Below are 17,713 nucleotides of genomic sequence, written 5' to 3'. Positions count from 1 at the left end.
TATTATAATGTTTAGTGTTTTTTAAACGATTAAATTACTACGATTCAATGAGTTTAAATATGATTTTTATCATGCAGATATATTCCGGTTGAGGAGTTAATTGTTATTGCTATTTTTGTATTTATATATTGAACTTACTAACGTTTTCAATTGGCTAAAAAATCGTCCTTTTTTATCTATATAAAAAATGACTAATTTTCGCTATAATTCAAAAAAATTTAAAATGAGCTCATTATTTTATGTCTACATCATATCCTAAAAAGGAAAAACTTAAAAGCAAAAAGGTCATTGAACAATTATTTGACGAAGGTCAATCTGTTTCAGCTTTTCCTTTACGCTTAGTTTATCTTCAAACAACTTTTGATGATAATGTTATAGCAAAAACAGGCGTTTCTGTAAGTAAGCGAAATTTTAAAACAGCTGTTGACAGAAACCGTATAAAGCGATTATTAAGAGAGGTTTACAGACTAAATAAAGCCGTGTATTTTAACAACATTACAACACAATATGCGTTTATGATTTTGTACATTGGCAAAGAAAAACCAAGCTTAACTCAAATAGAATCCAGAATGAAACACTTGTTTGAAAAATTTTCCAATAAAGTTTCAGAATAATAATATACTTCCACTATGAAGAACTTACTAAAAAAGAAAATCATAATTCCTATACTGGCATGTACCATCTTTTTTACCGGAACTGCTTTTAAAAATGATTTTTTTGAAATAGCAAAGCAAATAGAAATATTTACAACGCTTTTTAAAGAACTCAACATGAATTATGTCGACGAAACGAACCCTGGTGATTTAATGGACACCGCTATTAAGAGTATGTTAGCAGATTTAGATCCATACACCAATTTTATGAACGAGCAAGATGTAGAAGCGGCCAGAATTAATAATACGGGCGATTATACAGGCATAGGTGCTAGAGTAAAAACATTTAAAGACAAATTGGTAATTGTAGAACCTTACAAAGGCTATCCAGCTGATAAAGCGGGTTTAAAGGCTGGAGACGAAATTATTAAAGTTGGTAACATTATCATTGAAACTTATAAAGAGAATACCGGCGATTTATTAAAAGGCGCTTCAGATACACCTGTAGATGTTACTTATAAACGCCAAGGCAAAACACATACTGCTACCATAAAAAGAGCTGAAGTAGAAATTAAGGCTGTCCCTCATTTTTCAATGATTAATGATAAAACAGGTTATATTGTTTTAAGTAGATTTAGTAATAAAGCGCATTACGAAACCAATTACGCTTTACGCGATTTAAAAGCCCAAGGAGCAGAACACATTATTCTGGATTTAAGAGGAAATCCTGGTGGACTCCTTAATGAAGCGATTAAAATTGTGAATCTCTTTGTTCCAAAAGGGCAATTAGTGGTCACCACAAAATCTAAAGTTAAAAAATACAATAAAACCTATTATACACAAAGCGAGCCTATTGATACAGAAATACCTTTAGTGGTTTTAATTGATGGCAACAGTGCTTCGGCAAGTGAAATTGTATCTGGCTCATTGCAAGATTTAGATCGTGCTGTTATTGTAGGGGCTAGAAGTTTTGGTAAAGGTTTAGTGCAGCGTCCCAAACAACTCACTTATGGAACACAAGTTAAAATAACCATTTCAAGATATTATACCCCTTCGGGCAGGTGTATTCAATCTTTAGATTATTGGAATAGAAATGAAAAAGGGGAAGCGGTTCGTGTAAAACAAGAAAACTACAACGAGTTTAAAACTAAAAACGGACGTAAAGTATTTGATGGGGGCGGCGTATTTCCAGACGTCATTTTTAATGCTTCTAAAAATTCAGCCATCACAAATGCTATTGTAAACAGCGACTTAATATTTAACTACAGTACTGATTATTATTATAAACATACTACAAACGATATTAATAATTTGAAACTTACTGATACTGACTTTTCTAATTTTAAAAATTATTTAAAAACGAATCATTTTTCTTTTGAAACAGAAACAGAAAAAGCACTTTACAAAGCTTTAGAAACAGCAAGCAAAGAAGAATTAGATGATAATATAGAAAAAGACTTTAATGCTTTGGTTACTAATTTAAAAGCGTCAAAAACCAGTGTTATTGAAGAAAATAAAGATTATTTATTAGAATTATTAACCGAAGATATAGTAAAAAGATATGTTTACAGGGAAGGGCTGTACGAATACTATAAAGTAAACGATTCTAAGATTAAAAAAGCAACAGAAATACTAAGTAATCCTTCCAGCTATCTTAATTATTTAAAGTAAGATTTGCTTATTTCTATGGGCTCATATCGACTTTTTATTTTTAACCGAAAATGAGATAAAATTTGTTTAGATGAGATACTTTTTGAAGGGCATAGCATCGCTAAGCACAAAAAAAGTAACAAAATATGGGCGAATTTTAGCCGTTTTTTAGGAAATAGAAAAAGTCGATATGAGTTCTATATCAAAAAAAATTAAAAAACAGTATATTTATACCTGTTCTATTACCCTACTATGAATAAATTATTGGTATTTATATTAATAACGCTAAACGCTGTATTTGCATTCTCTCAAAAAGAATTGACTCACGAAGTTTACTTTGATACAGATAAATACAATCTCCCGCCAACAGAAGAAAATCGCTTACTTCTCTTTATTTCAACCTTAACAGATGTAGACATTGAAGCCATTTCTATATTTGGGTTTTGTGATGACATTGGTGCCGATACTTATAACTTAAAACTATCCCAACAGCGCGCTGATGCTATAAAAGCTATTTTTTCCAGTAATGAAATTAGCGATGAATTAATTACAAATGTTGATGGAAAAGGTGAAATTTTATTAAAAATTGTTGAAGAAAAAAACATACTAAAAATAAGAGGCTTAAACCGAAAAGTAGAAATTATAGTAACACCAATAAAACCTAAACCTGTTGAAAAAAAGCCTGTTGTAAAGGTTGTTAAAAAGAAAAACACACCCGAATTAATAAAAGGAGACCTTAAAGTAGGTGATAAAATAGTTTTTAAAAATATTTTATTTAAAACTGGTTATAGTACGGTAACATATGGGTCTAAAAAAACACTAGAAGCTATTGCTAAAGCTCTTGTAGAACGTGAAGATATTTATTTCACCATACAAGGCCATGTATGTTGTACACAATACAGTAGAGACGCTGTAGATAGAAAGACCAAAAAACGCAACTTATCTGAAGCCCGAGCAAAATACGTTTATGATTATCTTGCAAAAAAGGGTGTCGATAAAAGGCGAATGCGTCATTTAGGAATGCGTCGAAAATTTCCGCTTGGCGGTGATCCAAAATTTGACAGACGTGTAGAAATTTTAATAACCTATGTGGGTGAATAAAGAATTTCTTGAAACCAATTCTCCTCGAAACATAGCTATAGAGGTATTTCGCTGGTTTCATTTTGATCAAAAGGTCAAAAAAAGAAATTCTTTTATTCAGATTTCTTTTGAAATTTATCTTGAGCGGAGCCGAAAGGCGGGAATGACAATTTCAACGAAAACTACAAGACAAAACCTCAAGGAATTTTTATCGATTAAAAAATACTTGTGCAGTTTAGTGTTTGCATTACTAAGTTGTATTGGTATTTCTCAAACATATGTTCCAGACGATAATTTTGAACAAAGATTAATAGATTTAGGTTATGATATCGGACCTCTAGACGATAATGTCCCTACTACAAATATAAATGGTGTTATAGATCTAGATGTTGATGGCTTGGGTATATTAGACCTTACTGGTATTGAAGCTTTTTCTGCATTAGAAACGTTTACTTGTCAGTCCAACAATCTAACAAGTTTAGATCTAACACAAAACACATCGTTAACTCAGTTATTTTGCGGTAATAATCAACTATCTAATTTAGATATCACTCAAAATCCAAACTTAATAATTTTATGGTGTGATTTTAACCAAATAACCAGTCTGGATGTCACTCAAAATCCTAGTTTGATTTCATTAAGATGCGAAAATAATCTACTTACAAATTTAGATGTCATTCAAAATCCTAGTTTAAACGTTTTGGTATGTGAAAACAACCAAATAGCATCTTTGGATGTGTCTCAAAATAATACATTAAGTAGATTTCAATGTGGCAATAATCTTTTAAGCAATCTTAACCTTTCTAATAATCCAAGTTTGACTTTCTTTACTTGTGAAAATAATCAAATAACTAGTTTAGACGTTTCAATAAATACTCAACTCATCAATTTAAATTGTGCATTTAATGAATTAACAGAATTAGATATTTCTAATAATTCTAATGTCACGCAATTAGATTGTAGTAACAATAATTTATGTAGATTGAATCTTAGAAATGGTAATAATGGGAATATTACTGCCATGGATTTTAGAGCTAATCCTGATTTAAATTGTGTTGTTGTTGATAACCCTTCTGGAAATCATTCAACCTGGGAACCTGTTTCTTTTTCTAATTACATAGCATCTCAAAACGATTGCAGTAATTTTGTTAATGTAGATACGCTTGATAATGTTGTAACAAATATTTCTTATACTTTACCAGCTCTAATAAATGGGAATTACTTTGAGCAATCTGGTGGCAATGGTATTCAGTATAATACCGGAGATACTATTACAAACTCACAAACCATTTATATTTATAATGAAACTGCTTGCGATAGCAACGAGTCTAGTTTTAGTATATTAATTATTGAAGACGACTATTACATCCCAAAATATTTCACACCAAACAACGATGGTCGTCATGATTTCTGGCAAGTTTTCGATAGTAATAATTCAGTAAAAATGACACATATTTTCGATAAGTATGGAAAACTTTTAAAATCTTTAACTCCAAATTCTCAAGGCTGGAATGGTACTTTTAATGGGAATCCTTTAAATACTGATGATTATTGGTACGTAGTCACTCTTAACTCGGGTGAAGTTATTAGAGGACATTTTGCTTTAAAGCGTTAATTCTTTAATCATGGCTATATGTGGAATATCATCTTCTAAATATTCCTCACCTATAGCTGTAAAGCCCAGATTAGTGTAAAATTTAGTTAAATAGACTTGTGCTGATATTTTTACTAATGATGGATTAAAGTGCTCTGTAATGGCTTTAATAGATGCTTTCATGATATCGTAACCATATTTATAAGCCCTTTCGCTTTTAATTACCACGACTCTGCCAATACTAGGTTCTTTAAAATAATCTCCTGGTTTAAAAATACGCGTATAAGCTACCAGTTTATCTTCTTTAAAACCTAAAACGTGTAACGCTTTTTGATCTTTTCCATCTATATCCTGATAGACGCAATCTTGCTCAACTACAAAGACTTCACTTCGTAATTGTAATAAACTATACAATTCTTGTTTAGTTAATTCTTCAAAAGTTTTTACTTGTATTTTTAACATATTTTGTAGGATCAATTTAACTTACTTTTTTTTAATAAAAAGAGGAGCTATGTCATTTAGAAAGAGGTACGGCTGATGAATCTATAACTTTTTTATTTTAACTTTAAGTATAAAAAGATTCTTCGCTATGCTCTGAATGACATTAATTACTAGTCTTGTACAATCACATCTTTAACATCATCTTTACCAAATTCTGGTTGAATGTTCACGTGATTAATATCGTATTTATTAAACACTAAATTTTCTATTTCGTGTAAAATAGTATCAAACTGTGATAAGGTAATATCTTCATTAAAATCTATATGTGCTTCTAAATGAATTTCTTCTTCGTTTAATTGCCAAACATGAACGTGGTGTACATTTTTAATACTTTCAAAAGCATTTATTTCATTAACTATTTGTTTTATAGGAATATCATCTGGAGTAAATAACATTAAAACCTTTGTAGAGCTTTTTAATAAATCGAAACCCATCCAGATTAAATAAAGTGCTATAGCAAATGTTAATACACTATCTACCCAATACAATTGGTAATATTTCATTAACAGACCTCCTATAAGTACAGCAATACTAGCCATCATATCTGTTAATAAATGTAAATAAGCGCTTTTCATATTCATATTAGCTTCAGAATCTCTTTTTAATAAAAGCACACTAAAGCCATTAGCTATAATCCCTAAAAGAGATAACCAAATAACTAAATTAGATTCTATTTCTTCTGGATTTTGAAATCTTTTTATAGCCTCAATTATTAATAATACTGCAACAATTATTAACGTAGATGCATTTATAAATGCTGCTAAAATTTCTGCACGTTTGTATCCAAATGTTCTATGAATTGAAGCCTTTTTTTTTGATAATTTATTAGCTATATAACTTACAACCAAAGAAAGTACATCGCTAAAATTATGTAATGCATCACTTAACAGTGCCAGACTACCAGAAACGATACCACCTATTACTTGCGCAACAGTAATAAGGATATTTAATAAAATAGATATAAAAAGATTACGTCCTTTTAGGTCGTTATGAGCATGTGAATGATTATGAGAATGTGAATGACCCATTTATACCAATTTAAATATATAATAATGCATAAAGAAATTGAATTATTTTTAGTTATAATAAGGCAAAAATCTAAAGCATAGCCTTAGTTACGGTTTCTATTTTTAACGAAATTATAGCAAAAAAGAAACTATTTATATGTGTTTTTATATATTTTGATTGGTATTAACAAGATAACGGAATTTTATCTATTCTATTCTGATGTCTACCGCCTTCAAAATCTGTATTTAAAAATGTCTCTACCATTTGTAAAGCTTGTGGAATGGCTGTATAACGTGCAGGAATACATAAAACATTTGCATTATTGTGTTGTCTAATAAGCTCAACAATTTCTTTAGTCCAACATAAACCGGCACGCACTTGTTGATACTTATTAGCAGTCATGGCAACACCATTAGCACTACCACATATTAAAATACCAAAATCTACTTTTTTATTTTCTACATCTTGTGCCACTGGGTGTACAAAATCTGGATAATCTACACTATCATTCGCATCGGTTCCATAGTTATTAACAGTATAACCTTTATCTTCTAAATATTGTTTAATTGCAAATTTATAATCCGTTCCTGCGTGGTCGTTTCCTATAGAAATTGTCATGATCTTATTATCTTTTTTTTATAAAGTATAAAGGTACTAACTATATATTAAAAATCATTAATGTCATGTAAAAGACATAAGATCGCTTCGCTATTAGAACCAAGAATATAGACTTGATTGTAACTAGTTGGTAAACAGAATTTTTCAGACAGTCTAAACGCATATTAAAACAAAACTATCTAACTATAAGGATTTTATATATATAATTATAATCATACTTTATACTATATTCGATAATTTTAAACGGAAAATAATAGTTAACAATGTGTGTTATTATATTCATTACTTGTTAATAAGTGTTCATTACTTTCTAAAAGAAAAATATTGTTATTCCATTTATTTTTCCAATCAAAAAGTAAGATGACATTACCTAAAATTTAATTCATTTTTTTTAGCAATGTTATTAGACTAAAAATTGTAGATGTGAACAAGAAAATGAAATATAGTTGTTACAAAAAGTTGTTAATTTTAGTTGTTAACAAGTGTGCATATAAAATTTAAAATCGTTAAAGATGAACCTATTAAAATAAATTCAATTGTTAATTAAGTATTAATAGAACGTAAATTAATTATTATCAAAATAAAATTCAAAAAAGTTATCCTAGATATTAACACACTATAATAACCACCATTGTTTTTTTAAATTTTAAAAAGAAAATAGTATTATACTATATAATGTGGATAACTCTCAAATTATTTACTTTTGTACTCTAAATCTTAACTTATTTATATTATGAAACAGTGCCTACTTATAATTTTAATGATCCCTTTTCTTAGTTTTTGTCAAGTTCAAATAGGAAATGATATTGATGGTGAAGCAGCTAAAGACCAGTCTGGTTACAATGTTTCTCTTTCGTCAAATGGCTCTATCGTAGCTATTGGTGCTATCGATAATAAAGGTAATGGTATTGATTCAGGTCATGTACGAATTTATGAGAATCTATCTGGGGTTTGGACTCAGATAGGAGATGATATTGATGGTGAAGTAGCGGGAGTTCAATCTGGTTTTAGCGTTTCCCTTTCTTCTGATGGATCTGTCGTGGCAATTGGTGCGCCTTATAATAGCGGGAATGGCGGAAGTTCTGGCCATGTACGAATTTATGAGAATTTATCTGGGGTTTGGACTCAGGTAGGTAACGATATTGATGGGGAAAGAGCTGGTGATTTATCAGGTTTTAGTGTTTCTCTCTCTTCTGATGGTTCTATTGTAGCCATTGGTGCGCCTCTTAATGATGATAATGGTATTTTTTCTGGTCATGTGCGAATTTATGAGAACTTATCTGGAGTTTGGACTCAGATAGGCGATGATATTAATGGGGAAACAGTTAGTGATTATTTGGGGTGGAGTATATCTCTGTCATCTGATGGCTCTAAAGTTGCTATGGGTGCTATATTTAATGATGGTATTGGTATTGATTCAGGTCATGTACGAATTTATGAGAATCTATCTGGGGTATGGACTCAGATAGGAGATGATATTGATGGAGAAGCAACTGGAGATCAATCAGGTTTTAGCGTATCTCTCTCTTCTGATGGTTCTGTTGTAGCTATTGGTGCTTTTAGTAATGATGGTAATGGCGAAGGCTCTGGTCATGTACGAATTTATAAGAATTTATCTGGGGTTTGGACTCAGATAGGAGAAGATATTGATGGTGAAGCAGCTGGAGATTTATCAGGTTCTAGAGTTTCTTTATCATCTAATGGTTCTATTGTAGCTATTAATGCTGTACCTAATGATGGTAATGGCGAGGGCTCTGGTCATGTACGAATTTATAAGAATTTATCTGGGGTTTGGACTCAGATAGGAGAAGATATTGATGGTGAAGCAGCTGGAGATTCATCAGGTTCTGGCCTATCTCTATCTTCCGATGGTACAATTGTAGCTATTGGCGCTTACGGTAATGATAATAATGGAGAAGACTCTGGTCATGTACGTGTTTATGACTTAAGCGCTGCTGTATTATCTTCAAATACTTTTGTTTTACCTAGGTTTAGTATATCTCCAAATCCAACTATAAATAAAACAACAATAAATTTGCGCCAAGGTCTAATGTTAGAAAAAGTTAATATTTATAATAATTTAGGTCAATTTATAGATTCTATAAATATTGAAGTTATAGATACTTCGAATTTATCCAAAGGACTTTATTATATTGAAGTAGTAACAGATCAAGGAAAAGCTACTAAAAAATTAGTAATTGAATAAATTTATAAAATAAGAAAAATCCTACTTATTAATTTATTATTTATATAATAATTGAATTGATTGAAATGAATATTTATAATTTGTATTAGATTCAGAAACAATTGATCTGAAACGTATTTTTTAAGAGTTACATGTTAGGACTCTTTTAAAAACAAAAAATCCCAGCCGCAGCCAGGATTTAATTCATTTATTGATTTCTATTTATCTATTTTTTATAAGCTTCATTCAAAGCATCTAAAATAGTTTTTGTTAAATCGTTTTCATCGGTACCATACAAAACATTGGCCGCAGCGTCACTGGTTCCTAATATGTAGGTGTAACCATTTTTCTTTCCATAGTCTTTCACAAAGTCTTTCACTTTTACAATAACTGTATCTATTTGAGTTTGAAAAGCTTTTTGGAACTGTTGTGCTTCTACTTGTTTTTGTTGCTCTAGAAATTGTTGCTTTTGGCCAAGTTCTTGATATTTTTCTTGAGCTTTAGATTGTGACATTTTTTTAGCACTATTTTGAAACTGTTGTACTTCTAATTTGAATACTTGATCAATGCTATCGAATTTTTTTCTAAAAGCTTCTTCCTTTATTTGAAATTTAGCTTCTAAATCTTTTTTTTCTTGATAATCATTTATTACAACACCGTTGTCTATAAATCCAATTTTTTTTTCTTTTTGACAAGAAGTAAAAACTAAGGTTACTAATAATACATAAAGTATATTTTTCATTTTATTGTTTTTTAAATCCGAACAAAAATAATAAAGTAACTCAATATTTAAATGAATTCTGTATTGAATTTAACATATAACGAAACTTTATGGTATTTTATAGTATAAATAGTTAATATCTATTATAAATCAAGCCTTTTAAAGCGATTTAAGAGGGTTTAAATAATCTGACTTGTATTTGGTTATTTGTTATAATGAAAAATAAATAAGGTTTCTTAAAATGGATTTTAGCTATTTTTAATGATATAAATTAAAGAAGAGCCTTCTTTTGACTTGATAGCTTTTAAATTTGAAAGTAACCCAATCCAAAATCCTTTGATTGGATTCATTTTTCCATGCTTATATTTTTCAGAAAGTAAGCTTACATAAAATGCATCGAAAAGCATGGGTTTTATTTTTATGACTTCCATAGAAACTTTCAAAGCTAATTTAGAAATGGACCTTTTATTAAAATGCCAAAGATGTCTTGGAACATCGTAAGCGGCCCAAAATTCTTTATAATATTTTGCATCGTAACTTTTATAATTTGGAACAGCAATTATTAAAGTGCCATTGGGTTTTAATAATTTTTTAAAAACAGTAATATGATCTTCTAAATTTGGTAAATGTTCCAGTACATGCCAAAGTGTAATAACATCAAAACTTGCTGATTCAAATTTTAAAAGTTGTTCAATTTTAAAAACAGAATTATTAGTTTTTCTATTAGAAATTTCTCTAGCTTTTTCATCAGGTTCAATTCCAGAAACCGTCCAATTATTTTGTTTTGCAGTTTGTAAAAAATCACCTGTGCCACATCCAACATCTAAAAGATTTTTATCTTTTAAAGAAAAGGAATTAATTAATTTTAGTTTCTTTTTTAAAGAGATCTTTCTAATAAAATGATATACTTTTTCAAATAGATTTCGTCGTGTATCTGTATGTGAAATATAATCTTCACTTTTATAATAATCTGGTAATTTTTCTGAAGATGGTTGCGGTATTGTTTCTAGAAAACCATATTCATTATTTTGAATTAATTTAAATGTTTCGCTTGAAACAGAATGATCTTTTACAATTAAATAAGGAGCGTTATTTTTCATTTGAAATAAATTCTGAATCAAGTTAAGAATGATAAAAAATTAAAATTTAATTTAATGTTCCACGTGGAACGTTTTAAAATTATCTACCCATATAAACCAATAATACAGAAATATCATTAGGAGAAACACCACTAATTCTTGATGCTTGTGATACGGTTGTTGGTTGTATATTTTTTAGTTTTTCTCGTGCTTCAAAACTCATAGATTTAATTTTAGAGTAGTCAAAATTCTCAGGAATTTTTACATACTCTAACCTACTTAATTTGTCTGCATTGTTTTTTTCTTTGGCAATATATCCAGAATATTTAACCTGAATTTCTGTTTGTTCAATAACTTCATTATCTAAATTATTGTCTTGAATATATTGTTCTACAGCTTTGAATTTTCGAACATCATCAATCGTGATATTTGGTCTGGAAAAGATTTTAAACATCTTATCAGATTGTTTCACTAAAGCAGATCCTTTAGACTCTAAAACTGGATTTGCTTCTTCCGGTTTTACACTTGTTTTAGAAAAGAAGTCTACAAATTTTTCAGCATCGTTGTGTTTTTGTTCCATTCTTTTTAAACGCTTTTCGCTAGCTAATCCAAGATTAAAACCTTTTGGAGTTAATCTTAAATCTGCATTATCTTGACGTAATAAGGTTCTATATTCTGCTCTAGATGTAAACATTCTATAAGGCTCTTCCGTACCTTTTGTAATTAAATCATCTATTAAAACACCTATGTAAGCTTCATCTCTTTTAAGTGTAAATGCCTCTTTTTCCTGAACCTTTAAACAGGCATTTATACCAGCCATTAATCCTTGAGAAGCTGCTTCTTCGTATCCGGTAGTTCCATTAATTTGACCTGCAAAATATAAACCTTCAATCAGTTTGGTTTCTAAAGTGTGTTTTAATTGTGTAGGTGGGAAATAATCATATTCAATAGCATAACCTGGTCTGAATAACTTCACATTTTCAAAGCCTACTACAGATCGCAAAGCTTTAAATTGTACATCTTCAGGTAGTGATGTTGAGAAGCCATTTACATAAACTTCGCAGGTATTCCAACCTTCAGGTTCTATAAATAATTGGTGTCTATCTTTATCTGCAAACCGATTAATTTTATCTTCAATTGATGGGCAGTAACGTGGTCCTAAACTTTTAATTCTACCATTAAACATTGGCGATCTGTCAAAGCCTTCACGAAGCAAATCATGTACCTCAAGACTGGTATAAGTCATATGACAAGAACGTTGATTTTCTAATGGTTTTGTGATGTCTAAATAAGAGAACTTTTCCGGATTATCATCCCCTGGTTGTTCTGTCATTTTGGTATAATCTAAACTACGTCCGTCTACTCTTGGAGGCGTTCCTGTTTTCATTCTACCAGAATTAAAACCTAAATTCACCAACTGTTCTGTAATACCAGTTGCCGCTTTTTCTCCTGCTCTACCACCACCAAAATTCTTATCTCCTATATGAATCAATCCATTTAAAAAAGTACCATTTGTTAAGATAACAGACTTTGCTTTTATGGCTATTCCTAATGATGTTTTTATGCCGGTTACTTTTCCTTTTTCTACTATTATACCAGAAACCATTTCTTGATAAAAATCAAGATTGGGAGTTCCTTCTAAAAGCAGTCGCCAGTCTTCAGCAAAACGCATACGGTCACTCTGTACTCTTGGACTCCACATGGCCGGTCCTTTAGATTTGTTGAGCATTTTAAACTGTATGGCAGAAGTATCAGAAACGATACCACTATAACCGCCAAGTGCATCAATCTCTCGTACAATTTGCCCTTTTGCAATACCTCCCATGGCAGGATTACAAGACATCTGAGCTATGTTTTGAAGACTCATGGTAACAAGTAATGTCTTACTACCCATATTTGCAGCAGCTGCTGCTGCTTCACTTCCTGCGTGGCCCGCTCCTACAACTATAACATCATACACTTCATTAAACATAATTTATGGTTTTAAATACACCTGTGTTCCACGTGGAACACAGGTGTAATTTGAGTTTGCAAATATACGTTGTTTCTTGAAAATACATATTTTGTATTCCCACTATACCTATAGTTTTAATTGGTTAGTGAGTCTGTATTCCTCATTTTATGATTTTACTGAAACAAGTTCAGCACGGGCACAGGAAAGGCAATTTTAATAGAAACTTCAAAAAATCATTTTAAAATGTTAGCTTTTATATTAAACTAATTGCTTTAAATAATGGTTTTCCTTATCTCGCATTACTTTAGCTTCAGAATCTGTTTTGTCTTTATAACCACAGTAATGAAGTACACCATGTATGATAACACGATTTAGTTCTTCTTCAAAAGAAACAGAGAAATCTTTAGCATTATCTTTTACCCTTTCCACAGAAATAAAAATGTCTCCCTGTATTAATTTTCCAATGGAATAATCGAAACTAATAATGTCTGTTAATGTATCATGATTTAGAAATTCTACATTTAATTTATGAAGGTATTCATCATCACAAAACACATAATTAATGGCTTCTATTTTATAGGCTTCTTCAGAAATCGTATTTAAAATCCAGTTGGAAATATGGTCTTCATTCTTTAAAGAGAAATCGGTTTCGTAATTGAAGTTAATCATTATTCTGCTTAAAATATTCTTGCACTTTCTTTTTATAAACTTGTTGCAAAGGTAAAGCTTGTCTGTTTAATATTTCGGTGGTTTTAAAATATTGTTTGGCAGTAGGGATTTGATTGTTTGTATTATTATTGAAATTATTTTTATTCGTTTCAGATTCTCTTTTATTATCCTCGCCTTGCTGAAAAGTAGCGTTCTCTAGTTTCAATAACTGATGTTTTAATAACATCATTTTTTGAAGCGTTTGATTTGTAAACCCTTTATTCAACAAATCCAATTCAATGTCTTCCATCTTTCTTAACAAAGCATTTCCATTACCTCCTTTTCCCTTTCCTTCTTTAGCTAATCTTTCTTCTAATGCTTTTCGCAATTGTTGTTGCTGTTGGTATATTTCATATAATAAACCATTCATATCCTCATTGGTTCCTTCACCTTCTCCCTCATTTTGATTTCCATCTTTTCCTTCGCCTTGCTGACCTTCTTTGTTTCCTTTTTCACCTTTGTCTCCTTTCTTGCTTTCTTCTCCTTTTTCACCTTCTTTTTCACCCTTGCCTTCCTGATCTTTAGGGTTTCCTTTTTCACCTTTCTTCATGCCCTCCTCCATCATCTTATTAAGCTCTTCTTGACTCATAATAATATCTGGTAATTGCATATCTCCTTGTCCACCTTTTCCAGGAGACATACTCATATTCTCCTGCATGTTGTCTAAAACATCACTTAAAAAGTTTGCTAAATTATTTGCTGCTGTTACAGCAAACTGTTGATTAGATACTCCTTGATATAATTGATTTTCGGCTAATAAACTTAAAGCTTTATCTATGTTATAATAGACCTCTGTGATTTCTTTATTTACTCTTTCAGAAAGTTTTGGTTGACGAAGCGATAATGCAAATAAGCTATCATCTATATGCTCAAAATGTTCTTTTAAATTGTTTTGCTTACGCAAATGAGATGCAAATTTATTATGATTAATATCGATACTTTTAAACTGATTCATGACCCCTTCCTGATCAAAAGAAAATAACACCAGATTATCTAAAATCTGTCGAAGCATATCTACATCTTCCTGCATTTGTTCACCACCACCAGCTTGCATGGCACCTTGCATTTGCTGACTCATTTTTTTCATTTTTTGAGCTGCTTTCTTTTGACTCTTTTGTGCATTCTTTAAATCCTGATTTTGCTTTTCTTCTGGTGTTTCTCCTTCTTTTCCTTCTTCACCAGCTTGCTCCTGTTCTTTCTTTTCTAACGATTCAGAAGCATTTTCCTGTTCCTTTTTAATGGCATCTTCTTCCAATTTATCCTGTGGAATATCTATTGGTTTTTTTAAAGCTTTACTATCTTTTTTTAAATCTTCTAATTGCTTAGAGAATTCATCAAATTCTTTATTAAGCGTTTCTTGTTTTTCTTTAGTATTTTCTTCTTCAGATTTGTTAGATAATTTTTCTTGCTCTTCAGCAAGTTTATTTAAATCATCCTTAAGCTTATTTAATTTCTTTTCAACATAAAAGCGTTTCGTTAATTCCAGTAACTGTTCTAAACTCCGTTTTTTGTTTTTATTTTGTTTAGCAAGTTCTTCCAATTTCTCGGTAATAACATCTTCTTTATTAATTTTTTCCAGAAGTTCTTTTAACTCATCTAAAAGCTTTTCATCTTTCTTGAGCTGTTCTTCATTTTCTTTTAAACGTTCTTTTAAATCTTCTTTAAATGGATCTTCTTTTAAATCCTCCTTTTGAAATTCTTCTAAATTATTTTTTAACTTCTTATTGAAGTTTTTCATCATTTCATCTTGTTGTTTCTGGCGCTTGAAAAATGATTCTAACTTTTTCTTATCGTTAAAATTTAAATTCGTTTTTTCTTTTTGAGTTTTAGTTAACTCTTGTAACTTTTTATCCTGCTCATCGAACTTCTCTAAAGATTTATTTAAATCTTTAATGGTTTTGCTTTGTTCTTCTAAATTCTTTTGTGCGGCTTCTTCTTTTGTACGTTTTCTATAAGTAAATACATGGCTTTTTGCGGTTTTATATTTATTAATTACATCATTATCAGATACTTGAAAATATAAATCGTAAGGAACACCGGCTTTAATATTTAAATTATTAGGGAAAGCACTTACAAAATCTGCAATATTAGAATTAGAAATTGGAATGGTTTCAAACTGTTTCTTTTTTTCATTATCAGATGGATAATATACAAGTTCTAGTTTACTAAAACCATAATCGTCACTCACTTGCCCATAAAAGTATAGCGTTTGCAAATCCAAACTATCTGTTTCTACTTTTAAGTCGATCTCTGGGTATTCATCTTTAACAACGCCAATGCTAAACGCTAAGTTTTCGTAATTCTGAAGGTTTTTATTGCTGGTACTTAAGCTATAGTCTAAATTATTATAAACACGTTTAGAAGCTTCAAAAACATCTGATTTATTAGAAGAAAAATCAATAGTATCATGAGCATATAAATAAACGTGTTCTGTTGCTTTTGTTTTTAAATGCCAAAGTATATTAGTGCCCTCTGGAACCAACGCATTGCCTGTACTTTTAATAGTTTCATCTTTCTTTTTGGTATAGCTAGGATAATCTAAAACCATTTCGAAACTCAATAAAGATGGCACTTCAATAATTTTAATTTCATAAGGTTTAGACCTTACATCATTAGCAGACAATTCAAAATTAATATCTGTTTTAAGTTGAGAAAATACGTATTCAAATTCCCCTACTCCTTTTTGTTGTAAAAAATAAGTTTCGTTATTATAGGTTATTTGGGCACTTTCTGGAGTAAGTTCTCCTGCTGTTTTTACAATGAGTTTAAAATCTTTATTCTCAATAGCTTTTAAATTATCATTTACTACAAAAAACTGAAATGGAGCTGGTGGTTCATAAGCCGTTTTGTAATGAACAACACGCTCATAACTATCACTAAACCAACTAAAATTACCAGTTAAAAAAGTGAGCAATAGGATTAAAATCGGAATCGCAGCATATTTTAAATAACGGATGTTTTTTTTAAGGTTAACAGCCAATTTAAAAGGAATTGGATGAAGTTCTAATGATTTCTGTTCAATGCTTGCTAAAAGTAATTCCGACTGCGATTCATTTTGATGTAGTTGAAGAACATTTAATAATTTATCATTTACCTCTGGAAAATGTTGTCCAATAATTCTTGAAGCATCTTCGTAATTAATACCTTTTTGAAGCTTGAATAATTTGGCTAAAGGCGTTGCAATAAATTTAAAAATTAAAACAATTTCTACAATGACAAACAACCAAAATAAAATCGTTCTGGCTGTGGTACTTAACCATAAAACATGTTCGATAAATAATGTAAATAAAAAGTATAATAGGCCTATAGCAAAAAATAAAATAGCACCTTTTAGTAATTCATTTGTGTAATAGCGCTTAATAAATGCCTCTAACTTATTCTGTATGCTCTTAAAGTTACTATTCATGACCAGGTTTATTGATGTCTGAGACCGACAAATTCAATTGTGAGGCTGTCTAAAAAGTGTCATTCTGAATGCAATGAAGAATCTCTTAAAAACATAATATATTGATTTACAAAATTATAAAATTCTTCGCTATGCTCTGAATGACAAAATATATTACTTTTTAGACAGCCTCGTTCTTTTAACGACTTACTAAACTACAATTTTATTTAGTAAAGCGTTTATAATTAAGTGTTAATTGTTAAGTTCTAATTAGATATACAGATGATTATCTATCATAAATGTTAACTAATAAAGCTAAGATTTTAGAATTTTAGTAGTACTTTAATAGTAAGTTATTCTTAAATACTTAAAAATAAAACCCCCTCATAAATATAATTTAATGAGGGGGTTAGCGTAATAAGGTATGATGTTATAACTCTCAAATATAACCCATAACTTATAATTACAACTTATTTTCTGTAACGCTATAAATGTATAGGCTTTTAATTATTCTGGTCTTTTGTTTTATATGAAGAACAATAAAAAGGCTTTAAGAGACTATAAAAGGATATTTAATCTAAAAATTCTCCGACCCTTGGGTCGGAGTTTCCTATTAACCTCTCCAAAGGAGAGGTCA

13 protein-coding genes are annotated in these 17,713 nt (G+C 30.1%); 5 read left to right on the top strand and 8 right to left on the bottom strand.

Features of this window, described 5'->3' with window-relative positions; all coding sequences use genetic code 11:
• Window positions 1-239 precede the first annotated feature (239 nt).
• The 4 genes from rnpA to Q4Q47_RS08385 all read left to right on the top strand — a co-directional run bounded on the left by rnpA (window position 240) and on the right by Q4Q47_RS08385 (window position 4,938).
• The gene (gene rnpA / locus Q4Q47_RS08400) at window positions 240-614 is read left to right on the top strand and encodes a ribonuclease P protein component (RefSeq protein ID WP_303306210.1); all 375 of its coding nucleotides are present in this window, start codon (window positions 240-242) and stop codon (window positions 612-614) included.
• 15 nt (window positions 615-629) lie between these two features.
• Window positions 630-2,264 carry a S41 family peptidase gene (locus Q4Q47_RS08395; RefSeq protein WP_303306209.1) on the top strand — a complete coding sequence of 545 codons (1,635 nt, stop codon included), beginning with the start codon at window positions 630-632 and terminating at the stop codon, window positions 2,262-2,264.
• A 231-nt stretch (window positions 2,265-2,495) separates the two neighbouring features.
• The gene (locus Q4Q47_RS08390) at window positions 2,496-3,344 is read left to right on the top strand and encodes an OmpA family protein (RefSeq protein ID WP_303306208.1); all 849 of its coding nucleotides are present in this window, start codon (window positions 2,496-2,498) and stop codon (window positions 3,342-3,344) included.
• 217 nt (window positions 3,345-3,561) lie between these two features.
• A complete protein-coding gene (locus Q4Q47_RS08385; RefSeq protein ID WP_303306207.1) occupies window positions 3,562-4,938 on the top strand; it encodes a T9SS type B sorting domain-containing protein in 1,377 nt (458 codons plus the stop codon).
• Here Q4Q47_RS08385 and Q4Q47_RS08380 read toward each other — a convergent pair.
• From Q4Q47_RS08380 to rpiB, 3 genes are all read right to left on the bottom strand, one after another.
• Window positions 4,927-5,379 carry a GNAT family N-acetyltransferase gene (locus tag Q4Q47_RS08380; RefSeq protein WP_303306206.1) on the bottom strand — a complete coding sequence of 151 codons (453 nt, stop codon included), beginning with the start codon at window positions 5,377-5,379 and terminating at the stop codon, window positions 4,927-4,929. The genes Q4Q47_RS08385 and Q4Q47_RS08380 overlap by 12 nt on opposite strands.
• A gap of 149 nt (window positions 5,380-5,528) precedes the next feature.
• Window positions 5,529-6,446, bottom strand: coding sequence for a cation diffusion facilitator family transporter (locus Q4Q47_RS08375; RefSeq protein WP_303306205.1), 918 nt, complete (start codon window positions 6,444-6,446; stop codon window positions 5,529-5,531).
• A gap of 163 nt (window positions 6,447-6,609) precedes the next feature.
• A complete protein-coding gene (gene rpiB / locus Q4Q47_RS08370; RefSeq protein WP_303306204.1) occupies window positions 6,610-7,044 on the bottom strand; it encodes a ribose 5-phosphate isomerase B in 435 nt (144 codons plus the stop codon).
• A gap of 733 nt (window positions 7,045-7,777) precedes the next feature.
• On the opposite strand from rpiB, the gene Q4Q47_RS08365 reads away from it, so the two are divergent.
• Window positions 7,778-9,250, top strand: coding sequence for a T9SS type A sorting domain-containing protein (locus Q4Q47_RS08365; RefSeq protein ID WP_303306203.1), 1,473 nt, complete (start codon window positions 7,778-7,780; stop codon window positions 9,248-9,250).
• Between the two features lie 205 nt (window positions 9,251-9,455).
• On the opposite strand, the gene Q4Q47_RS08360 is transcribed toward Q4Q47_RS08365, so the two are convergent.
• The 5 genes from Q4Q47_RS08360 to Q4Q47_RS08340 form a co-directional block, all read right to left on the bottom strand.
• On the bottom strand, window positions 9,456-9,971 hold the full coding sequence (locus Q4Q47_RS08360; protein ID WP_303306202.1) for an OmpH family outer membrane protein: 516 nt from the start codon (window positions 9,969-9,971) through the stop codon (window positions 9,456-9,458).
• A gap of 227 nt (window positions 9,972-10,198) precedes the next feature.
• Window positions 10,199-11,050 carry a class I SAM-dependent methyltransferase gene (locus tag Q4Q47_RS08355; protein WP_303306201.1) on the bottom strand — a complete coding sequence of 284 codons (852 nt, stop codon included), beginning with the start codon at window positions 11,048-11,050 and terminating at the stop codon, window positions 10,199-10,201.
• 79 nt (window positions 11,051-11,129) lie between these two features.
• The gene (gene mnmG / locus Q4Q47_RS08350; protein WP_303306200.1) at window positions 11,130-13,001 is read right to left on the bottom strand and encodes a tRNA uridine-5-carboxymethylaminomethyl(34) synthesis enzyme MnmG; all 1,872 of its coding nucleotides are present in this window, start codon (window positions 12,999-13,001) and stop codon (window positions 11,130-11,132) included.
• A 240-nt stretch (window positions 13,002-13,241) separates the two neighbouring features.
• Window positions 13,242-13,652 (bottom strand): rRNA maturation RNase YbeY, encoded by a 411-nt coding sequence (gene ybeY, locus Q4Q47_RS08345; RefSeq protein ID WP_303306199.1) that lies wholly within the window; start codon window positions 13,650-13,652, stop codon window positions 13,242-13,244.
• Window positions 13,645-17,097: a DUF4175 family protein gene (locus Q4Q47_RS08340; protein WP_303306198.1), complete on the bottom strand. Its 3,453-nt coding sequence runs from the start codon at window positions 17,095-17,097 to the stop codon at window positions 13,645-13,647. Before Q4Q47_RS08340 ends, ybeY begins: the two co-directional genes overlap by 8 nt.
• Window positions 17,098-17,713 lie beyond the last annotated feature (616 nt).

The organism is Flavivirga spongiicola (assembly GCF_030540825.1).
GTDB classification, from domain to species: domain Bacteria; phylum Bacteroidota; class Bacteroidia; order Flavobacteriales; family Flavobacteriaceae; genus Flavivirga; species Flavivirga spongiicola.
The sequence above is the reverse complement of the archived record's forward strand: the minus strand, read 5'-3'. Positions and strand labels throughout refer to the sequence as shown.

Bases quoted from the DNA above. Each gene is read 5' to 3' on its own strand.
- Q4Q47_RS08390 (WP_303306208.1), top strand. From the start codon at position 2,496: ATGAATAAATTATTGGTATTTATATTAATAACGCTAAACGCTGTATTT.
- mnmG (WP_303306200.1), bottom strand. From the start codon at position 13,001: ATGTTTAATGAAGTGTATGATGTTATAGTTGTAGGAGCGGGCCACGCA.
- Q4Q47_RS08360 (WP_303306202.1), bottom strand. From the start codon at position 9,971: ATGAAAAATATACTTTATGTATTATTAGTAACCTTAGTTTTTACTTCT.
- Q4Q47_RS08395 (WP_303306209.1), top strand. From the start codon at position 630: ATGAAGAACTTACTAAAAAAGAAAATCATAATTCCTATACTGGCATGT.
- rnpA (WP_303306210.1), top strand. From the start codon at position 240: ATGTCTACATCATATCCTAAAAAGGAAAAACTTAAAAGCAAAAAGGTC.
- Q4Q47_RS08380 (WP_303306206.1), bottom strand. From the start codon at position 5,379: ATGTTAAAAATACAAGTAAAAACTTTTGAAGAATTAACTAAACAAGAA.
- rpiB (WP_303306204.1), bottom strand. From the start codon at position 7,044: ATGACAATTTCTATAGGAAACGACCACGCAGGAACGGATTATAAATTT.
- Q4Q47_RS08365 (WP_303306203.1), top strand. From the start codon at position 7,778: ATGAAACAGTGCCTACTTATAATTTTAATGATCCCTTTTCTTAGTTTT.
- Q4Q47_RS08340 (WP_303306198.1), bottom strand. From the start codon at position 17,097: ATGAATAGTAACTTTAAGAGCATACAGAATAAGTTAGAGGCATTTATT.
- Q4Q47_RS08355 (WP_303306201.1), bottom strand. From the start codon at position 11,050: ATGAAAAATAACGCTCCTTATTTAATTGTAAAAGATCATTCTGTTTCA.
- Q4Q47_RS08375 (WP_303306205.1), bottom strand. From the start codon at position 6,446: ATGGGTCATTCACATTCTCATAATCATTCACATGCTCATAACGACCTA.
- ybeY (WP_303306199.1), bottom strand. From the start codon at position 13,652: ATGATTAACTTCAATTACGAAACCGATTTCTCTTTAAAGAATGAAGAC.